We start from the raw sequence: 18,254 nt of genomic DNA on the forward strand, positions 1-18,254 counted from the left end.
CACCTCCGGGACTAGGGCGGGCGGAAGGGAACGAGATTGTGGGTGCCCCGAGTGTAGGCCCTGCCTCGCGCGGCCGCCCAGGACAGCTGTCCAGGCCACCCCTGTTCCCCCGCGGGGAACGCGGCCCCAGGCCCGGGGGTGTGAACGGCCCTTCACGTCCCTCTCGCCCCACGCGCCGCGGCCCGCCGCACCCTGGGGCATGACCGACAAGAACAGCGACGCGCAGAAAGCCTACGACCCCGCCGACCAGGCGCCTGCCGAGGGCCAGAGCCACCCCATCCCCGCCGAGGACCGCGGCCAGAACCCGGGCGTGGATCCCGCCGCGAAGGACGACCCCGCCGAGGGTGGCCGCGACGAGGTGGAACGCCAGGCGGAACGGGACGCGCAGGACCCGCGCGGCGTGTGACGCCCGCCTCCAGCCGCGCCCCCGCCGCGCCGGCCGGCCCGCCCGCGCCGGAGGGCCTGAACGCCGCCCGCCCTCCGGAGGACCGGGCGGAGCTGCTGCGCTGGATGAAAGAGCAGCTGCATGCCGAGTACGGCGCGCGGCCGCTGGACACCGCGCACCCGCGCCGCGCGCCCATGCACGAGCTGATCAGCACTATCCTGTCGCAGCGCACCACCCACGAGGACGAGGAAGCCGCGTACCACGAGCTCCGAATGCTGGGCGACTGGGACGCGATCATCGACGCGCCGGTGGAGCAGGTCGCCCACGCCATCCGGCGCAGCAACTACCCGGAAAGCAAGGCGCCGCGCATCCAGGCGTCCCTGCGCCAGATCCGCGAGCACGCCCCGGACTACCAGCTGGACTTCCTGGCCGACCTGCCTGTGAAAGAGGCCCTGAAGTGGCTCACGGCCCTGCCGGGTGTGGGGGTGAAGACGGCCAGTCTGGTGCTGCTGTTCAACTACGCCCGCCCGGTCTTCCCGGTGGACACGCACGTGCACCGCATCAACACCCGCGTGGGCACCATTCCCCGCATGGGCGAGCAGGCCGCGCACCGTGCGCTGCTGGCCCTGCTGCCGCCCGACCCGCCGTTCCTGTACGAGCTGCACAAGAACCTGCTCAGGCACGGGCAGCAGGTGTGTCAGTGGACCCGGCCGAAGTGCCGGGTGTGCGTGTTGCGCGAGCGTTGCGACGCCTACGCGATCTACGGCGACCGGGTGCCCAGCTTCAGCGTGAAGTGACCGGCCGTGAGGATCGCCGCACTGTATGACATCCACGGCAACTTGCCGGCGCTGGAGGCCGTGCTGGCCGAGCTTGAGCCGGAGAGCGCGGACCAGATCGTGATCGGGGGTGACGTGGCAGCCGGCCCCATGCCCCGCCTGACCCTGGAGAGGCTGCACCGCCTGCCGGTGCCGGTGCACTTCATTCAGGGCAACGCGGACACGGAACTGGTGCAGGCCCGGGAGCCGGCCGGTGAACCTGCCCTGCGGGACACACACCCCACCTCCTGGGCCGCACGGCAGCTCGGGCCGGACCTGCTGCGCGAGGTGGCGCGCTGGCCGCTCACCGTCACGCTGGACGTGCCGGGGGTGGGCCGGGTGCTGTTCTGTCACGCCACGCCGCGCAGCAACACGCGCGTGTTCACCGCGCAGACCCCGGAGGCACGCGTCCAGCCCGAGTTCGAGGGGGTGGACGCCGATCTGGTCGTGTGCGGGCACACGCACATGCCCTTTGACCGGCCGGTGGGGCGCTGCCGGGTGGTGAACGCCGGCAGTGTGGGCATGCCGTACGGGCGGCCCGGTGCGGCGTGGCTGCAGCTCGGTCCGGACGTGCAGTTCCGGCACACCGCCTACGACCGGGGGGCCGCAGCCCGGCGGATTCTGGACACGGACTTCCCGCAGGCGGACGCGTTCGCGCGCGAGAACGTGTTGCAGGTCCCTTCGGCAGCGGAGGCGCTGGCCTACTTCGCTGCGCTGGAAGGCGCCGGTTAACCGCGTTCGCGTTCGCGCAGGATCAGCTGCACGAGGCCCAGCAGCACCAGTTCGTCGTCCGCGCCGCCGCGGGGGTGGAGTTCCTCGATGCGGAAGCGGCGGGACAGGAAACTGCGTTTCTTGTGCACGCGGTACGCGGGCTGCCCGGCCGCGTCGGTGACGGTGTAGGTGGGGTTCACGAGGTAGTCGAAGGCCATGCCGGCCACGTCGCCCACGAAGGGCACGGCGTCGATCACGCCCTCGATCACGCCCAGCCAGGGCTGGTCGTCGCGGATGGTGAAGGCGGTCCGGCCACTGGCGTCCTGCAGGTCGTACGACGCGGCCCACAGGGTGCGCATGCCGTGCGCCTGAAGCGCGCCGACCGGCTGCCCGCCGGCGCGGACGATGTGGCGGGTGGCCTTCCAGTCCAGCGCCCCGGCGAGCAGACCCTTGGCGCGGATGCCGTGCGTCTGGGTGCGGCGGGACTCGTCGGCGTAGACCTTCACCTCGTCCCGGATGCTGAACTTCTTCTCCTTCACGACGGCCAGAAGCTGCCCGCCGGCGTCCGTGACGCGCATCTCGGTGAAGAGGCTGAATTTGAAGTCGATGCTGACGGGGAACTGGATGTGGCCGGACTGGAGGCTCATGCTCCCGGGTACGGGGTCAGGGCTGCGCGGGTTCCGGGGTGGGGGGCGTCCATGCGTCGAAGGTGGTGCCGGGTTGCACGCCGGCCGCCTGCGCCCAGGTGTGGGCGGGCTGGGCTTTCTTCGTCTCGGGCTGCACGGTGCGGATGTGCACGGCGCCCTCGGCGGCCGCGACGGTCAGGCCGTCCTCGTCCACGCGCAGGACCTGGCCGGGGCGGCCATGCCCCTCAGTCACGTGCAGGCCGGCGAGTTTCAGGCGGGCACCGTTCAGGAACGCGGTCGTCTGCGGCCAGGCGGCCACGCCGCGGGAGCGGTCCACGATCTGGCGGGCGGTGTCGTGCCAGCGGACGAAGCCGTCCTCCTTGCTCAGCATGGGGGCGTGCGTGGCCTGCGCGTGGTCCTGCGGCTGCGGGGGCAGGTCACCGGCGCGGCGCAGGGCGTCCACGATCAGGCGGGCCGCCTGGGCGCTCAGGGCGTCGGCGAGCTCCAGCGCGGTCCAGTCCGGGTGAATGGGCAGGGCCTCCTGCAGGAGGATGGGGCCGGTGTCCATGCCCTCGTCGGTCTGCATGATGGTCGTGCCGGTCACCGTCTCCCCGTGAATGAGGGCCTGCTGGATGGGCGCGGCGCCGCGGTATTTCGGCAGCAGGCTGGTATGCGTGTTCAGGAACCCGTAGCGGGGCACGGCGAGCAGGCTGCCGGGCAGGAGTTTCCCGTATGCGCAGGTGACCGCCACCTCCGCGCCGCTGCCCCGCAGCTGCTCCGCGAACGCGGCGTTGTTGCGCAGCCGCTTCGGTTGCGCGAGTGGCAGGCCCAGTTCGGCGGCGCGGGCGGCGACGGGGGGCGGCGTGAGCTTCAGGCCGCGGCCCACCGGTTTGTCCGGCTGCGCGACCACCAGCACCACCTCGAACGCCTCCCGGATGGCCTCCAGCACCGGCAGCGCAAAGGCCGGCGACCCGAAGAACGCGACCTTCAGGCTCAAAGGTTTTCCTTCCGGTGCTTCTCCGCTTCCTTCTCGGCGGCCGCAAGGTCCTCCAGGTAGCGTTTGGCGTGCCGCTGCATCTTCAGCAGCTCGCCGCGGTGGTCCTCGGTGACTTCCGGGGGCAGGCGGTCCAGGAAGAACACGCCGTCCAGGTGGTCGGCCTCGTGCTGGAACACGCGGGCCAGGTAATCGTCGGCCTCCACGGTGCGCGCCGTGCCGTCCAGGTCCGTGTACGACACCTGCACCGCCCGGGCGCGCGGCACGCCCTCCTCGTAGATGCCCGGGATGCTCAGGCAACCTTCCTGGTAGCTGCGGTCCTTTTTCTTGTCGATGACCTTCAGGACGGGGTTGAGCATCACGTACTCGCGCAGCACGCGGGAGCGCAGGGGCGTGTCCTGCCCCTCGTTCTCCTCCTCGTCATCCTCGTACTCCACGGCCACGAACAGCCGGGCGTTCAGGCCCACCTGCGGCGCCGCGAGGCCCACGCCGCGGGCCTCGAACATGGTTTCCAGCATGGTGTTCGCCACCTGCCGCACGGTCTGCGGCCCGAAGCCGGGCACGGTCAGGGTGTCGGTCGCCTGGAGGGGCTTGGCCTTGCGGCGCAGGACGGGGTCGCCGTACAGCCGGATCGGGTAGATGCGCGGCGCGGCGCCTTCGGCTCGGGGGTCGGGGGTCGGGCGGGTCACAATGCTCCCGTTTTACCACCCCCGGCCGCGCGCAGTCCGTGACGGCCGCCGCCGGCCACGCGAACCTGACGCTCAGGCCGCAACTGGCCCGGGAGGCCGCTGGGCGTTTTCTCACGGGGTCCCCACCCCCGGTCCCTACGGTGAGTTCAGGCACGTTCCGACCCCACCCTGTCCTTTCTGGAGGTTTCACCCATGAGCATTCGCCTTGACACCTCAGTGGTCCTGCTGACGGCCGCCCTGCTGGGCGCGCCCGCCCTGGCCCAGACCACTGCCCCCGCCCCGACCACCCAGGCCGCCCCTGCCCTGAGTGCCGCCCAGGCCGCCCAGCAGGCCCGGGATCTGGCCGCCCGCGCCCGCACCGCATACCCGGCCGGCAGCGCGAACATCGACCAGGACCTCTGGAAGCAGGCGGCGGCCGCCGCCGAGGCCGCCGTGGCCGCCGAACCCGGCAACGCCGAGTACCTGAAACTGCGCGCCGAGATCTACACCGAGGTCGGCTTCTGGCAGCGTGCCCAGGCCGGCTGGGACGCCTACCTGCAACTCCGCCCGGACGACGCCGCAGCCATCAAGCAGGCCGCCACCGTGCAGTACAACCTGGGGTACGCCGCGTACACCCGCGGGCAGCTGGAGCAGGCGGGCGCGTTCTTCGCCCGCTGCCTCACGCTGAACAGCGCCGACGCCGCCTGCGCCACCTGGGCGGCCCGCACCGCCCTGGAACGCGGGCAGTACCCGGAGGCGCAGGCCCTGTACGCCCGGGCCCTGGCCCTGAAACCGGGCGACAAGACCCTCACGTACTTCGCGGCCCTGACCGCCAACGCCGGGAAGTACGGTGTGCCCGCCACCCGCGCCTTCTCCCGCGCGTACGCCGACCTGGAAGCCGGGCGCGCGGCGCAGGCCCTGGCCGGGTTCCAGGAGGCGGCCCGCACGGCGCCCGCATTCATCGAGGCGCACCGCGAGGCGGGCCGGCTGGCCCTGAACGCCGGGGACGCCCAGGCCGCCCTGAGCGCCTACACGGCCGCCGCCGCGCTGCCGGGCGCGACCGCCTCGGACCGCTACAACCTGAGTGTGGCGCAGGAGGGCGCGCGTTACGGCCTGAAGGCTGCGCAGGCCTTCCGTGCCGCGTACGCCCGGTACACCGCCGGCGACAAGGGCGGTGCGGAGCAGGGGTTCCTGCAGGCCACGCAGCTCAGCGCCGGGTACGCCAAGGCGTGGGCGTGGCTGGGCCGCGTGCGCTACGAGGCGAAGAACTACGCGGGCGCCGCCGAGGCGTACGGGAAGGCCGTGCAGCTGGACCCCGCAGACAAGAGCAGTGCGTACTACCTGCGGCTGAGTCAGCAGGGCAAGTAAGACTCTGATCCGGGAGTTATCCACACTGTTCTGTGGATAACTCCCGGATTTCTGGCCTTTTCCCGTTGCGGCGGCACTTTTGAACCCGGCCCAAAACTGTGGATAAGTCTGCCATCCTGTGGAAAACCCTGGGGTTTGGCCGGAGAAGCCCTTCCAGATCGATCTTTTGTTTCCTGGCGACCCTGTGGATAACTCCGCGGTGACCGACAGGTGCTGTCCGCTTCACTTCACCCGGGGGCAAAACCACCCACAACAACGGCGGCCCCGGTATGCACACCGGAGCCGCTGCGGACGGGGCCTTACTCTTCCTCGCCGTCCTTCTTGCCTTTCTTGTACGGGCCTTTTTCCTTCCACTTGAGCCGCACGGGAATCCCGGCGAGTTGCAGGTCCTCGCGGATGCGGTTTTGCAGGAAGCCCTCGTACGCCCGCGTCACGAAGTCGGCGCGGTTGCAGAAGATCGCGAAGGTGGGGGGCGCGGTCTCCACCTGGGTCATGAAGTACATCTTGAGTTTCTTCCCGCCGAAGTTCGGCACGGCCTGCTTCATCTGCCACACTTCCAGCCAGCGGTTCAGTTCGCTGGTGGGGATGCGGCTCTGCCACTTCTCGTACATCTTCATGGCTTCGGCCAGCATCTCGTGAATGCCGTAGTCGTTGATGGCGCTGGTGTACACGCGCGGGGCGTAGCTGATGTGGTGCAGTTTCTGATTCAGGTCCTTCTCGGTGCGCTTGAGGTCCGCGTCCGGCACGAGGTCCCACTTGTTCACCACCACGATCACGGGCTTGCCGCTCTCGTACGCGAGGTTCGCGAGCTTGAGTTCATGGTCGCCGAGTTCGGTGGCGTTTACGACCAGCCAGATCAGGTCGCTGCGGCCTATGGCGGCCTGGGAGCGCTGGATGGCGAAGTCCTCGATGGCGGTGTCGGGTTTCTTGCGGATGCCGGCGGTGTCCACCAGCACGAAGCGCTGCCCGCCGTAGTCCCACTCGACGTCCAGGCTGTCGCGGGTGGTGCCGGGTTGATCCGCCACGATGGCGCGGTCGCTCTGGGTGATGGCGTTCAGCAGGCTGCTCTTGCCCACGTTCGGCCGGCCGATCAGGGAGATGCGGATGGGCGCGATTTCCGGGACGTCCTCGTCGTCCTCGGGGAGGTGTTTCATCACGCGGTCCATCAGGTCGTCCAGGCCGCGGGCGTGCTCGGCGCTGATGGCGACCGGGTCCCCGAAGCCCAGGCCCCACAGTTCGGCCATGTACACCTCGTGCTTGGGGCTGTCGATCTTGTTCGCCACGACGATCACGGGTTTCCCGAGGCGGCGCAGCCACTCGGCGACCTCGTAGTCGGCGGCGGACAGGCCCTCGCGGGGGTCCAGGACGAAGATCACGGCCTGCGCGCCTTCCATGGCCCACTCGGCCTTCTCGCGGATGGCCTGCTCCCACTCGTCGCCGCTCCACAGGCCACCGGTGTCGATGAGGGTGATGCGGTGGTTGTGGTACAGCATCAGCCCTTCCTTGGCGTCGCGGGTGACGCCGGGGAAGTCGGCGACGACGGCCTCGCGCCGGCCAATGAGGCGGTTGAACAGGCTGGACTTGCCGACGTTGGGTCGGCCGACAATGGCGACTTTATGCATTTGTTGACGCTCCTTTACGGTGTCGCTTCGGCCCCGCGTCTGGGGTCTGGCGCCGATCCTCTCCGTCACGGTGACGGCGCGAGGCACAGACTGAGCAGTGTAGCGGACCAGGCTGATCCCGGGATGAGGCAGCACGGCCGGTTTAGCTCCGGTTTAACCCGGGGCGCGCACACTGCGGTCAGGTGAGGGCAGCGGGTCCTCTGCCCCGCGACCTGTCCTGGAGGACCTGACATGACCGACCAAGAGCGCCTGATCCTGCCCTACCCGACCGACGAACACGACGACCACGACCCGGACGACCTGAACAACCTGGGATTGCAGGCGGACGCGGCCATGCTGGGCCGCAGCGTGATGGACCGCCGCCGCGTGCTGGGCCTGGGCGTGGCGGGCGTGGGCGCGCTGCTGGGCACCGGCCTGCTGGGGGACCTGGGCGCCTTCGGGGCGCGGGCGCAGTCGGGCGCGGCGGGCGGCGCGGCCTGCACGGTGATCCCGCCGGAAACGGCCGGGCCGTACCCGGCGGACGGGTCGGTGGCGTCCGGACAGGCGCTGAACGTGCTGACCCGCAGCGGCATCGTGCGCAGCGACCTGCGGCGCAGCCTGGGGACCGGGGCGGTGGCGGCGGGCGTGCCGCTCACCCTGCGGCTGAAGCTGGTGAACGTGAACAGCCGCTGCGCGCCGCTGGCCGGGTACGCCGTGTACGTGTGGCACTGCACGGCGGACGGGCAGTACAGCCTGTACAGCCCGGGCGTGGTCGGCGAGGACTACCTGCGGGGCGTGCAGGCTGCCGGGCCGGACGGCGTGGTGACCTTCCGCACGGTGTTCCCCGGGTGTTACGCGGGCCGCTGGCCGCACGTGCACTTCGAGGTGTACCCCACGCTGGGCAGCGCCACGGCCGCGCGCAACCGGGTGCAGACCTCGCAGCTGGCGCTGCCGGAAGCGGCGTGCCGGGCGGCGTACGCCACCGCCGGGTACGGGCCGAGCGCACGGAACCTGAGCGGCACCAGCCTGACGCGGGACATGGTGTTCCGGGACGGGTACGCCTCGCAGCTCGCGGCGCTGACCGGCAGCGCGGGTCAGGGGTTCACGGCGGCCCTGACGGTGGGGCTGGCCCTGGCCCGCTAGCCCCGGCGGGGGGTCAGGGCGTCAGGGTGAGCAGCAGCAGTTCCGGGTCGCAGAGGTTGCGCGCCGGCAGGCCGGTCACGCCCAGGCCGCGGCTGACGTAGCCGGGCGTGCCGTTCAGGCTCTGCACCCAGCCCATCGTGAACTTGCGGTTGGCGGGCACGGTCAGCGCCCCGATCAGGGGCAGGCGGACCTGCCCGCCGTGCGTGTGACCACACAGGCCCAGGCCGACCGGCCGGCGGATGGTGTCCAGGAAGTCCGGGTTGTGGGTCAGGAGCAGCGTGACGCGGTCCCCGGTGCCGCGCATGGCGGCGTCCAGGTTCGGCTCGCCGCGCCAGTGGTCGTCGGTGCCGATCAGGTGCAGGTCGTCCCGGACGGCGCGGTTCTCGTCGCGCAGCACAGTTACGCCCGCCTGCGCAAACGCGGCGCGCATCTCCTCCCGGCGGGCCCGCCAGTTCGCGCGGGCCGGCCCGTGGGACGTGGCGTACTGCCCGAAACTGGCGTAGTCGTGGTTGCCCCACACGCCGTACACGCCCAGCGGGGCGCTCAGGGCGGCAAGTTCGTCCAGCAGCGCGGTGGGGGGACCGTCGTCGAAGTAATCCATGAAGTCCCCGCCGAGCAGGATCAGGTCCGGGCGCGCGGCGTTCGCGGCCTGCACCCAGGCGCGCACGCTGCCGGCCCCGATGAACGGGCCGTAGTGCAGGTCGGTCAGGAAGGCCACGGTCAGGGGGGCGCGCAGGCCCGGCAGGGCGCGGGTCTCGCGGGTCACCCCAAAGCGGTACGCCTGCGCCACACCCGCGCCGCCCAGCACCAGGCCGCCCGCGCCGAGGCCCAGGGCGGCGCGCAGGAAGCGGCGGCGGGTGAGGAGGGTCATGCCGGGCAGCGTACGGGATGGGCGGGGCCCGGGGCGTCCGCCGGAAGTTGCAGCGGCGCCGGGCGGGCGGGGGCGGGCAGTAGACTGCCGGGCATGAAGTCGGACGCTGAGCTGCTTGTGATCGACGTGCTGGATGAGGACGCCGGCCTGGCGGACGTGGAGGACACCCGCGGCCGCACCTACCAGCTTCCGGCGGAGTGGCTGCCGGGCGCGGCGGACGGCGCCGCGTACCGCGTGGAGCTCGCCCAGGGCAGCGTGAGCTTCCACCCGGTGCCGGGCGGGGCGTCGCTGCTGCGGGAGCGCAGCAAGCAGACCCTGCTGGAATTCCATGACATGCACGAGGACGCGGTGCACGAGCCGGGCAGCGCGCCGAAGCCGGGCGCGGCCGGCCGGGACGGGCAGGTGCCCGCGGAGTGGGAGGGCGAGTGACGCGTCCCGTCGTGGTCCTCCCGGACCTGCACGGCCGGGCGGACCTGCTGGAAGCGGCCATCCTGCACCGCCCGGACGCGCACTTCCTGTGCCTGGGGGACGCCATCGACCGGGGGCCGCGCAGCCTGGACGCGGTGCGGATCCTGATGGACCTGCACGCGCAGGGCCGCGCGACGCTGCTGATGGGCAACCACGAGCGGATGATGCAGGAGGGCGTGAAGCACTACCGGACGTACCTCGCCTCGCACGACATGGGCGACTACCGCCGCGCGATGGAGGGCTTCCAGTGGTGGATGCGGGCCGGCGGCGAGACGGTGCGGCGCGAGATGCCCGCCCTGACGCTGGAGCAGTTCCCGCCCGTGCTGGAGGACTACCTGCCGCTGCTGCGGCGGGTGGTGTACGTGACCGCCGACGGCGGCATTCACGACGAGCTGCCGGCCGGGCCGAGCGTCATGGTGGCGCACGCCTCGCCGCCGGTGCCGCACCGGCAGTACCCGAACCCCCTGTCGGCGGCGCTGTGGCTGCGGCCCTTCGAGGGGCCGTTCCCGCTGCCGGACGGGGTGCTGTACAGCGTGCACGGGCACACGCCGGTCCCCATGCCGCAGAAGCTGGGCCGGCACCTGTACGTGGACCTGGGCGCCTACGAGACCGGGCACCTGGCCCTGGTGGACCTCAACCCGCACGGCAGCCTGGAAGCCGGGCCGAAGATCCTGGTGCTGGAGGGCCGCGGCCGGCCGGAGATGCGCGGCAAGTACTCGCGGTTCGGGGAGCCGGTGCCGGCGCAGCTCACCCGCCTGGAGCGTCTGGGCCAGCGGTCCTGACCGGCCCGGCCTCCCGCAGGCGGGCTTCGGCCTCGGCCAGGGCGGCGGGCGTGTCCACGTCCAGCAGCCACGCGGCGGGAAAGGGGCAGGTGACCGCCTGCGCCGCGTGGGCGCGCAGCAGGTGCCGGGGGCCGTGGTCGGCGTCCGGCGCGGCCAGGATGGCGGGCAGCAGGTCGGCGCGGAACAGGTGCGGCGGGGCGGACACGGCCGCGTCCGGCGGGCCGTAGGCGGCCAGCGTGACCGGCGCGCGCCTGTCCGCGAAGGCGTGCAGCAGCGCCCTGTGCGCCTCGGCGGGGACCAGCGGCATGTCGGCCAGGGCGAAGTTCACGCCGTCCAGCCCGGCGGGCAGGGTCTGCACGGCCGCGCGAAAGGACCCCATCATTCCGCGGCCGGGTTCGGGGTTCACCGCGAACGTGACCGGCAGGTCCCGCAGCGCGTCACGGATGGCGTCCCCGGCCGCGCCGGGCGGCAGCACGACCAGCCGACAGGCGTAGCCGGGCACGGCGCTCAGGGCGGCGGCGGCGTGCCGCACGAGCGGCTGCCCGGCCAGGGACACCAGGGGCTTGGGGCGGCCCATGCGGCGACTCAGGCCGGCGGCGAGCAGCACGCCCGCCACCCGCACGTCCCCGGCGGCAGTGTTCATGGGCGCATCCTAAATCCCCGGCGGCCCTTCCCGTCACCGGGCGGCCGGGGCCGCTTCCGTACAATCGGGAGGTCCAGATTTTTCCCCTTGGTCTTTTCAGTGCAGCGAGGTGCCGTATGAAACTCAGTTACTCCGGTCAGGAACAGGTGCAGGCGCCCCCTCAGGCGGTGTGGGACTTCGTGCGGGACCCGCAGCGGGTCGCGGGCTGCCTGCCGGACGTGCAGGACGTGCAGGTCACCGGCGAGAACCAGATGGTCGCCACCGTGAACGTCGGGGTGGGCATGGTGCGCGGCAAGTTCAAGTTCAACATCGACGTGCAACCGGCGCCGGAGCTGGGGCGCGTGAACGTGGTCGTGCGGGGCGGCGGGCTGGGCAGCGTGATCGACATGACCGCCGGCGCGAACGTGGTGGACAACGGGGACGGCACCACCACCCTGGACTGGCAGGGGGACGCGGACATGCGCGGCCCGGTCGCGAACATCGGCGGGCGCATGCTGGACGTGCAGGCGCAGAAACTGATCGCGCGGACCTTCCAGAACATGGGCCGGCAGGTCGCCAGCGCCAGCGCGGGCGGCAGCGCCCCCGCCTGAGGGCCTTTACCCGGGGGTGATCTGCCGGCCCAGGTCCATCTCGATCACCGGGCAGGCGGTGATCTCCCCGTGGCGGGACACGGCCAGCACCCGGCGTTCGGCCAGGGTCCACAGCGCGCGGTGCACGGCCATCTCCTCGGCCGCGCCGCCGCCGGGCACCAGGGCGTCCAGCAGCGCGGTGTAGCGCAGCGCGTCCGGCAGGGTGCCGCCCAGATCGGGCGTGTGGTCGGCCACGCGGGTCAGGACGCGGCGCTGCTCGGGGGTGTGCGCCTGGGCCAGCAGGGCCGCGCGGGCCTGGGCGGCGCGGGCGCGGGCGTCACGTTCCTCGCGGCGGCGGGCCAGGGACTCGGCCACCTCGGCGCTGGGCGCGGTGCCGCGCCGGGCGTGGGACTCGGCCAGCAGGCGTTCCAGGTGCGCGTCGGCGCGGTCCTGCGCGGCCGTGCGCAGGTCCCGCACGCGGCCGCGGACGGTGTCGGCGGCGTCCTGCACGCGCGGGTCGCGGCGCACCGTATCGGCGACCGTGCCGGCGGCGCGGCGGGCGCTGCCGCCCAGGCCGCCGGCGGCGGCACCTTCCGGGGGGCGGCCCGGGGCCGGGCGGGGGTCGCGGGTGGCGTCGGCCACCGCGCGGGTCACGCGGATCAGGGTGCGCAGATCGGGGCGGGCCATAGGGTTCTTATACAGGGCGTGGCGCGGGGCGTCGTCATTCTTTCGGTGAGGGGACCTTCAGACGGCCGCGGGGCGGGCGGGTAGACTGCCTCCACGGCATTTACAGCGCACCGGCAGGAGGGCAGCATGGACGGCACACCCGCAGGCATTCCCGCAACGCTTCCCCCGCTGGGGGACCTCCAGGCGGCCTTCCGGGGGCAGGGGTACGTGACCGGCGAGGCGCTGGGCACCGCGCTGCGGCTGGTGGTGGCGCTGGGCCGGCCGCTGCTGCTCGAAGGCCCGGCCGGCGTCGGGAAGACCGAGGCGGCCAAGGCGCTCGCGGGCGTGCTGGGCGCCCGGCTGATCCGGTTGCAGTGCTACGAGGGCCTGGACGCGTCCGCGGCGCTGTACGAGTGGAATTACGCCCGGCAGCTGCTGCACCTGCGCGCCGCCGAGGTGCGCGGCGAGCGCGTGAGTGACGAGGACCTGTACGCCGAGCGCTTCCTGCTGCCCCGGCCGCTCCTGCAGGCGATCCGGGAGGACGCCGCGCCGGTGCTGCTGATCGACGAGGTGGACCGCGCCGACGAGGCCTTCGAGGCCTTCTTGCTGGAACTGCTCTCGGAGTGGCAGGTCACGGTGCCGGAACTGGGCACACTGACGGCCCGGTCGCGCCCGCACGTGCTGCTGACCAGCAACCGCAGCCGCGAACTCAGTGACGCGCTGCGGCGCCGCTGCCTGTACCACTGGGTGGATTACCCCACCCGCGCGCAGGAGCTGGAGATCGTCCGCACCCGCCTGCCGGGCATCGACGGGGCGCTGGCGCAGCAGGTCACCGACGCCGTGCACACCCTGCGGGCCCTGCCGCTCGGCAAGCCGCCGGGCGTGGCGGAGACGCTGGACTGGGCGGCGGCGCTGGTGGCGCTGCACCGCGGGGCGCTGGACGCCGCGGCGGTCGCGGACACCCTGGGCGCGGTCCTGAAGCTGAGGGAGGATCAGCTGCTGGCCGCCCCGACCCTCAAGGGCCTTTCCACGCCCGGCTGAGATGGAGGCTGCCGAGGTCCTCTCCGGGCGCCTGCCGGAATTCGTGCGGCAGCTGCGGGAACAGCACGGCTTCCTGGTGGGGCCGGGCGAGACGGAAAGCGCCCTGCGGGCCCTGCAGGCGGTGGACCTCCGCCGTGAGGCCGAGGTCCGGGAAGCGCTGCGGGCGGTGCTGACCGGCCGGCGCGAGCAGGGCCCGGTGTTCGACGCGGCGTTCCGGGCGTTCTTCCACCCGGCGGCCACGGCCGGGACCCCTCCCCTCCCCCGCCTGAACGCGCCCCCGGCCCCGGCGGCCCGCCCGGCCGGCAACACGGCGCGCGAGGGGCCGCCCACCCGCCCGGGCGAGGACCCGGACGCGGCACCTACCGACGCCGAGGCGGCCGGCCCGGTGCGCCCGGCGGGGCGGCCCCGGCCGGGCGACTCGCTGGGCGACGCCATCCAGGCGCAGACCCGCCGGACCCTGCTCAGCCCGAACGCGGCGGAGGGCGGCGAGGCGCTCGTGCAGGGCGCGGACCTGCACGAGCTGCTGGGCGTGGCGGGGCGGCTGGTGCGGGCGGTGCCGCTGGGCCCGTCGCGGCGGTTGCGGGCGCAGGCGCGCGGCACGCGGCTGGAGGTCCGGGGCACGCTGCGCGCCGCGGCCCGCATGGGGGGCGAGGCGACGCGGCTGTACTGGCGGGGCCGGCCGCGCCGGGACCCGCGGTTCCTGGTGGTGCTGGACGGCAGCCGCAGCATGGGCGAGGCGGCCGGGCGGCTGCTGCGCTTCGCTCAGGCGCTGGCGCTGCGCGGGCGGGTGGAGGTGTTCGTGTTCAGCACCGGCCTGCACCGCCTGACCCCGCAGCTGCGCCGGACGCCGCCGGGCGCGCCGCTGCGCCTGCCGGCGCTGGGGGACGCCTGGGGCGGGGGAACGCGCATCGGGGAGAACCTGCTGCGCCTGACGCGGGACGAGCAGGCGCGCGTCACGCCGGACACGCTGGTGCTGGTCCTGAGTGACGGGCTGGACACCGGCGACCCGGCGCTGCTGGTGCGGGCCCTGCGGGACCTGAAGCGCCGCAGTGCGGGCGTGGTGTGGCTCTCGCCGCTGGCAGGTACGGCCGGCTACCGGCCGGTGCAGGTGGCGGTGCAGGCGGCGTGGCCGCACCTGCGGGCGTTTCTGCCGGCGGGCCGCGTGGCGGACCTGCATGCGCTGCCCGGGCGGCTGCGGGAGGCGGCCCTCAGAGGTCGCGGCGGCTGAGGCGCCACGCGGCCCCGCCCACCGCGACCAGCGTCAGGACGGCCGCCCAGGCGAGCAGGCCGGGGTTCATGGGGTCACTGCCGAAAAAGGGGTTGGCGCCCTGGGAGCGGCGGGCGATTTCCAGCAGCAGGTCGGGTTGCAGGTGGTAGCTGGCCCCCAGCCACAGGGCGTTGGTGGGCATGGCGATGTTCGCGGCGCGGCCCAGGGTGGTGAGGGTGGGGTTGGCGCTGATCTGCCCGATGGCGCTGAGGATCCCGCCGGCCGAGCCGAGGCCGTACAGAACGAACACGCCGATCCCGCCGGCCAGGGTGGTGAACAGGGTGCTGCCCAGCACGGTCAGGGCGGTGAGCAGCGCGACCGCCAGGGCGATCAGGAGCACCGCGGCGCCCGGGGCCGGCGGCAGGTAGCCGGTGATGGCGTACACGCCGCCCAGCAGCGTGGCGCTGAGCAGCGCGACGTACGTGACGTTCACGGTGAGGAAGCCCAGCCAGCGGCCCAGGACCAGTTCGCTGCGGCGGATGGGCCGGGCGATGACGCTCTGCATCACGCCGTTCTCGATGTCGCCGCTGATCGCGCCGACGGTGGAGAGCACGCTCATCAGGGACGCCAGGAAGTACACGAGGTACATGCCGAGCATCGCGGCGTACATGACGGGCAGGTTGCCGCTGCCGTTGGCGCTGCGGCCGTTCAGGCCGGCCTCGGCGGCGCGGGCGTCCAGGGACGCGTCCATGCGGAAGATGCCGTACAGGTAAAACCCGATGAACAGCGCGCTCAGGACCAGCAGCACCGCCACCAGGCGTTTGCGCACGGCCTCGCGCAGGGACAGTTCCGTGACCAGCAGGACGTTACGCACGGGCGACCTCCGGGCGGGGCGCGCGGGCGGCTTCCGGAGTGTCCTCGATCAGGTCCAGGAACATGGTTTCCAGGTCCGGGCGGCGGGGCGTGAGGGCGTGCAGCTCCGCGCCGGCCGTGAACACCGCGCGGGCCAGCGCGGGAATGGCGGACGCCTGCGCCACCCACACCTCCAGGTCCACGTGCGTGGCGGGGTTGGTGTCCACGCGCCGCACCTCGCCCAGGCCGCGCAGGGTGTCCAGCAGGCCGTCGGGGAGGCGGTTCACGCGCAGGTCCACGGGCAGCACGCCGCCCATCAGGTCGCGCATGCTGCCCTGTTCCAGCACCCGGCCCTGTTTCACGAACGCCACCCGGTCACACACCTGCTCCACTTCGGACAGCAGGTGAGAGTTCAGGAACACGGCCACGCCCTCCGCGCGCAGCCGCTCGATGATCTCGCGCACCTCGACCCGGCCGATGGGGTCCAGGGCGCTGGTGGGTTCGTCCAGGAACACCAGGCGCGGGTGGGCCAGGATCGCCCCGGCCAGCCCGGCGCGCTGCAGCATGCCCTTGCTGTACCCGCCCAGCGTCTCCCGGCCGCGCCCGCCCAGGCCCACGGTCTCCAGCACCTGCGGGATGCGGGCGCGCAGTTCGGCGGCCTTCAGGCCGGCGAGCCGGCCGTGGAATGTCAGGAATTCCTCGGCGGTCATCCAGGTCTGGAACCGGAACTGCTCGGGCAGGAAGCCCAGGCGCGCGCGGACCTGCGGGTCGGCGGGCCGGCCGCCCAGGACCTGCACCTCGCCGGCCGTGGGCAGCACGAGCCCCAGGAGCATCTTCACGGTGGTGCTTTTCCCGGCGCCGTTGGGTCCCAGGAACCCGAAGACCTCGCCTTCCGGGACGGTCAGGGTCAGGCCGTCCACCACGGCCCGAGAGCCGTACACCTTGCGCAGTTCCCGCGTCTCGATGGCATTCACCCGGCCAGCATAGGGGGCCGGGACGGGACGGAAATCCTGCGAAAGATGCAGTCGGTGGCGCGGCCCTGGGTATCATTGCCGCGCCCATGCCTGCGCCTGCTGCCCCCACGGCCGTGATCCGCCTGTCTGCCCGGCCGGGCGGGGGGGCGTCCTGGCGCACCTTCCGTGACCCGGTGCGGGTGGTGCAGGCCCTCACCCTGGCCGAGGTGCAGCCCGCCCTGCGGGAGGTGGAGGCGGCCGCGCAGGCCGGCCTGCACGCGGTGGGGCTGGTGGCGTACGAGGCCGCCCCGGCGTTCGAGCCGGCCCTCCCGGTGCGGGAGACCGGGGGGTTCCCGCTGGTGTGGTTCGCGCTGTTCGACGGGTTCACCGAGGAAGGCCCGGACGCCCCGGGGCCCTTCACGGTGGGCGACTGGACGGAGGACGTGACCCGGGAGGCGTACGCGGCGGCCATCGCGGAGATCCGCGGGCAGATCCAGGCCGGGAACACCTATCAGGTGAACCACACCGCGCGCCTGCACGCGGCGTTCGCGGGCGACGACCGGGCGTGGTTCGCGGCGCTCAGCGCGGCGCAGCCCACGCCGTACGGCGCGTACCTGAACCTGGGCCGCTGGCGCGTGCTGAGCGTGTCCCCGGAACTGTTCTTCCGCCTGGAGGGCGGCGTGCTCACCACCCGGCCCATGAAGGGCACCACGCCGCGCGGCCGCACCGAGGACGAGGACCGGGAGAGGGCGGCGTGGCTGCCGCAGTCGGTGAAGAACCGGGCGGAGAACGTGATGATCGTGGACCTGCTGCGCAACGACCTGGGCCGCGTGGCGGCGTTCGGGTCGGTGCGGGTCACGGAGCTGTGCCGGGTGGAGCGGCTGCCGACCCTGCTCACCATGACGTCCACGGTGCAGGCGCGGGTGCGGGCCGGGCTGGGCCTGACCGACGTGTTCGCGGCGCTGTTCCCGTGCGGGTCGGTGACGGGCGCGCCGAAGATCAACACCATGCGCCTGATTCACGCGCTGGAACCGCAGGCGCGGCGGGTGTACTGCGGCGCGGTGGGCGTGGTGGAACCGGGCGGCGACGCGGTGTTCAACGTGCCGATCCGCACCGTGCTGCTGGACACCGAGACCGGCGTGGCCGAGTACGGCGCGGGCGGTGGCATCACCTGGGACTCGGAGGCCGGAGACGAGTTCGCGGAACTGCAGGTCAAGGCCCGGGTGCTCACCGCACGGCCCCCGGCGTTCGAGCTGCTCGAAACTCTGCGCCTGGAGGCAGGGACGTTCCGGCACCTGCCCGGACACCTGGCGCGCCTGGCGGCCAGCGCGCGGTACTTCGCCTTCCCCTGGAATGAGGCCGGGATGCAGGCCGAGCTGGGCCGGGCGGCCGCCACGCACCCGGCCGGCGTGCACCGCGTCCGGCTCCGGCTGGCCCGGGACGGCGGCGTGACCGTGCAGGTCCTGCCGCTGGGCGAGAACCCGCCGGTGGTGCCGGCCGCGCTGGCCCGCACGCCAGTGGACAGCAGCGACGTGTTCCTGTTTCACAAGACCACCCACCGCGCGGCGTACGAGGTCCGCGCCGCAGAGGTGCCACCCGGCCATGAGGCGCTGCTCACGAACGAGCGTGGAGAACTGACCGAGTTCACCACCGGCAACGTGGTCCTGCGGCTGGATGGCCGGCTGGTCACGCCGCCGGTCACCTGCGGCCTGCTGGCCGGGGTGGAACGCGCCGACGCGCTCGCCCGCGGGCAGGTGACGGAGCAGGTCCTGACGGCCGCCGACCTGGGCCGGGCGGCCGAGGTGTGGCACGTGAATAGCATGCGCGGCTGGCGGCGGGCAGAACTGACGCTCTCCCCCGCCGTGGCGGGGGAGAGCGCAGGAAACTAGCT

Annotated in this window: 20 protein-coding genes; 11 read left to right on the forward strand and 9 right to left on the reverse strand. The window is 73.1% G+C overall.

Annotated elements, in window-relative coordinates; translation table 11 throughout:
- Nucleotides 1-199 precede the first annotated feature (199 nt).
- From DFI_RS20230 to DFI_RS11625, 3 genes are all read left to right on the forward strand, one after another.
- Nucleotides 200-406 carry a hypothetical protein gene (locus DFI_RS20230; protein ID WP_043778582.1) on the forward strand — a complete coding sequence of 69 codons (207 nt, stop codon included), beginning with the start codon at nucleotides 200-202 and terminating at the stop codon, nucleotides 404-406.
- A 104-nt stretch (nucleotides 407-510) separates the two neighbouring features.
- Nucleotides 511-1,182: a monofunctional DNA glycosylase gene (locus tag DFI_RS11620; RefSeq protein ID WP_081425897.1), complete on the forward strand. Its 672-nt coding sequence runs from the start codon at nucleotides 511-513 to the stop codon at nucleotides 1,180-1,182.
- A 6-nt stretch (nucleotides 1,183-1,188) separates the two neighbouring features.
- Nucleotides 1,189-1,932 carry a metallophosphoesterase family protein gene (locus tag DFI_RS11625; protein ID WP_027463417.1) on the forward strand — a complete coding sequence of 248 codons (744 nt, stop codon included), beginning with the start codon at nucleotides 1,189-1,191 and terminating at the stop codon, nucleotides 1,930-1,932.
- On the opposite strand, the gene DFI_RS11630 is transcribed toward DFI_RS11625, so the two are convergent.
- The 3 genes from DFI_RS11630 to def are packed head-to-tail and all read right to left on the reverse strand — an operon-like array spanning nucleotide 1,929 to nucleotide 4,220.
- The gene (locus DFI_RS11630) at nucleotides 1,929-2,558 is read right to left on the reverse strand and encodes a hypothetical protein (protein ID WP_043778586.1); all 630 of its coding nucleotides are present in this window, start codon (nucleotides 2,556-2,558) and stop codon (nucleotides 1,929-1,931) included. The two genes, DFI_RS11625 and DFI_RS11630, sit on opposite strands and share 4 nt — an antisense overlap.
- Before the next feature lie 16 nt (nucleotides 2,559-2,574).
- Complete coding sequence (gene fmt, locus DFI_RS11635; protein WP_027463419.1) at nucleotides 2,575-3,528, reverse strand: methionyl-tRNA formyltransferase; 954 nt, start codon at nucleotides 3,526-3,528, stop codon at nucleotides 2,575-2,577.
- Nucleotides 3,529-3,530: 2 nt separating this feature from the next.
- Complete coding sequence (gene def / locus DFI_RS11640) at nucleotides 3,531-4,220, reverse strand: peptide deformylase (protein WP_051307955.1); 690 nt, start codon at nucleotides 4,218-4,220, stop codon at nucleotides 3,531-3,533.
- Between the two features lie 192 nt (nucleotides 4,221-4,412).
- Between def and DFI_RS11645 the strand changes: the two genes are divergently transcribed.
- Nucleotides 4,413-5,567 (forward strand): tetratricopeptide repeat protein, encoded by a 1,155-nt coding sequence (locus tag DFI_RS11645; protein WP_027463421.1) that lies wholly within the window; start codon nucleotides 4,413-4,415, stop codon nucleotides 5,565-5,567.
- Nucleotides 5,568-5,866: 299 nt separating this feature from the next.
- Here DFI_RS11645 and der read toward each other — a convergent pair whose 3' ends face one another.
- Nucleotides 5,867-7,189, reverse strand: coding sequence for a ribosome biogenesis GTPase Der (gene der, locus DFI_RS11650; RefSeq protein ID WP_022801141.1), 1,323 nt, complete (start codon nucleotides 7,187-7,189; stop codon nucleotides 5,867-5,869).
- Nucleotides 7,190-7,420: 231 nt separating this feature from the next.
- Here der and DFI_RS11655 point away from each other — a divergent pair, with 231 nt between their 5' ends.
- Entirely contained in the window at nucleotides 7,421-8,311 is an 891-nt protein-coding gene (locus DFI_RS11655) for a peptidase associated/transthyretin-like domain-containing protein (RefSeq protein WP_051307957.1), read from the forward strand.
- A 13-nt stretch (nucleotides 8,312-8,324) separates the two neighbouring features.
- On the opposite strand, the gene DFI_RS11660 is transcribed toward DFI_RS11655, so the two are convergent.
- A complete protein-coding gene (locus tag DFI_RS11660) occupies nucleotides 8,325-9,182 on the reverse strand; it encodes a metallophosphoesterase (RefSeq protein ID WP_043778591.1) in 858 nt (285 codons plus the stop codon).
- A 93-nt stretch (nucleotides 9,183-9,275) separates the two neighbouring features.
- On the opposite strand from DFI_RS11660, the gene DFI_RS11665 reads away from it, so the two are divergent.
- Both DFI_RS11665 and DFI_RS11670 read left to right on the forward strand, forming a co-directional pair.
- Complete coding sequence (locus DFI_RS11665; RefSeq protein WP_022801138.1) at nucleotides 9,276-9,611, forward strand: hypothetical protein; 336 nt, start codon at nucleotides 9,276-9,278, stop codon at nucleotides 9,609-9,611.
- A complete protein-coding gene (locus DFI_RS11670) occupies nucleotides 9,608-10,432 on the forward strand; it encodes a metallophosphoesterase (protein WP_043778594.1) in 825 nt (274 codons plus the stop codon). Before DFI_RS11665 ends, DFI_RS11670 begins: the two co-directional genes overlap by 4 nt.
- Here DFI_RS11670 and DFI_RS11675 read toward each other — a convergent pair.
- Entirely contained in the window at nucleotides 10,398-11,075 is a 678-nt protein-coding gene (locus DFI_RS11675) for a nucleotidyltransferase family protein (RefSeq protein WP_081425890.1), read from the reverse strand. The two genes, DFI_RS11670 and DFI_RS11675, sit on opposite strands and share 35 nt — an antisense overlap.
- 116 nt (nucleotides 11,076-11,191) lie before the next feature.
- Here DFI_RS11675 and DFI_RS11680 point away from each other — a divergent pair, with 116 nt between their 5' ends.
- The gene (locus DFI_RS11680) at nucleotides 11,192-11,665 is read left to right on the forward strand and encodes an SRPBCC family protein (RefSeq protein ID WP_027463425.1); all 474 of its coding nucleotides are present in this window, start codon (nucleotides 11,192-11,194) and stop codon (nucleotides 11,663-11,665) included.
- A gap of 6 nt (nucleotides 11,666-11,671) precedes the next feature.
- On the opposite strand, the gene DFI_RS11685 is transcribed toward DFI_RS11680, so the two are convergent.
- The gene (locus tag DFI_RS11685; protein WP_043778596.1) at nucleotides 11,672-12,331 is read right to left on the reverse strand and encodes a hypothetical protein; all 660 of its coding nucleotides are present in this window, start codon (nucleotides 12,329-12,331) and stop codon (nucleotides 11,672-11,674) included.
- Nucleotides 12,332-12,457: 126 nt separating this feature from the next.
- Here DFI_RS11685 and DFI_RS11690 point away from each other — a divergent pair, with 126 nt between their 5' ends.
- Together DFI_RS11690 and DFI_RS20950 are read left to right on the forward strand one after the other, a co-directional pair.
- Nucleotides 12,458-13,351, forward strand: coding sequence for an AAA family ATPase (locus tag DFI_RS11690; protein ID WP_051307959.1), 894 nt, complete (start codon nucleotides 12,458-12,460; stop codon nucleotides 13,349-13,351).
- A 1-nt stretch (nucleotide 13,352) separates the two neighbouring features.
- A complete protein-coding gene (locus DFI_RS20950) occupies nucleotides 13,353-14,579 on the forward strand; it encodes a vWA domain-containing protein (RefSeq protein WP_027463428.1) in 1,227 nt (408 codons plus the stop codon).
- Here the strand turns inward: DFI_RS20950 and DFI_RS11700 are convergent.
- On the reverse strand, nucleotides 14,560-15,432 hold the full coding sequence (locus tag DFI_RS11700) for an ABC transporter permease (protein ID WP_027463429.1): 873 nt from the start codon (nucleotides 15,430-15,432) through the stop codon (nucleotides 14,560-14,562). The genes DFI_RS20950 and DFI_RS11700 overlap by 20 nt on opposite strands.
- Complete coding sequence (locus DFI_RS11705; RefSeq protein WP_027463430.1) at nucleotides 15,425-16,384, reverse strand: ABC transporter ATP-binding protein; 960 nt, start codon at nucleotides 16,382-16,384, stop codon at nucleotides 15,425-15,427. Before DFI_RS11705 ends, DFI_RS11700 begins: the two co-directional genes overlap by 8 nt.
- Nucleotides 16,385-16,470: 86 nt before the next feature.
- Here DFI_RS11705 and pabB point away from each other — a divergent pair, with 86 nt between their 5' ends.
- A complete protein-coding gene (gene pabB, locus DFI_RS20770; protein ID WP_051307961.1) occupies nucleotides 16,471-18,252 on the forward strand; it encodes an aminodeoxychorismate synthase component I in 1,782 nt (593 codons plus the stop codon).
- Nucleotides 18,253-18,254 lie beyond the last annotated feature (2 nt).

It is taken from the genome of Deinococcus ficus (genome assembly GCF_003444775.1).
Classification (GTDB): Bacteria; Deinococcota; Deinococci; order Deinococcales; family Deinococcaceae; genus Deinococcus; species Deinococcus ficus.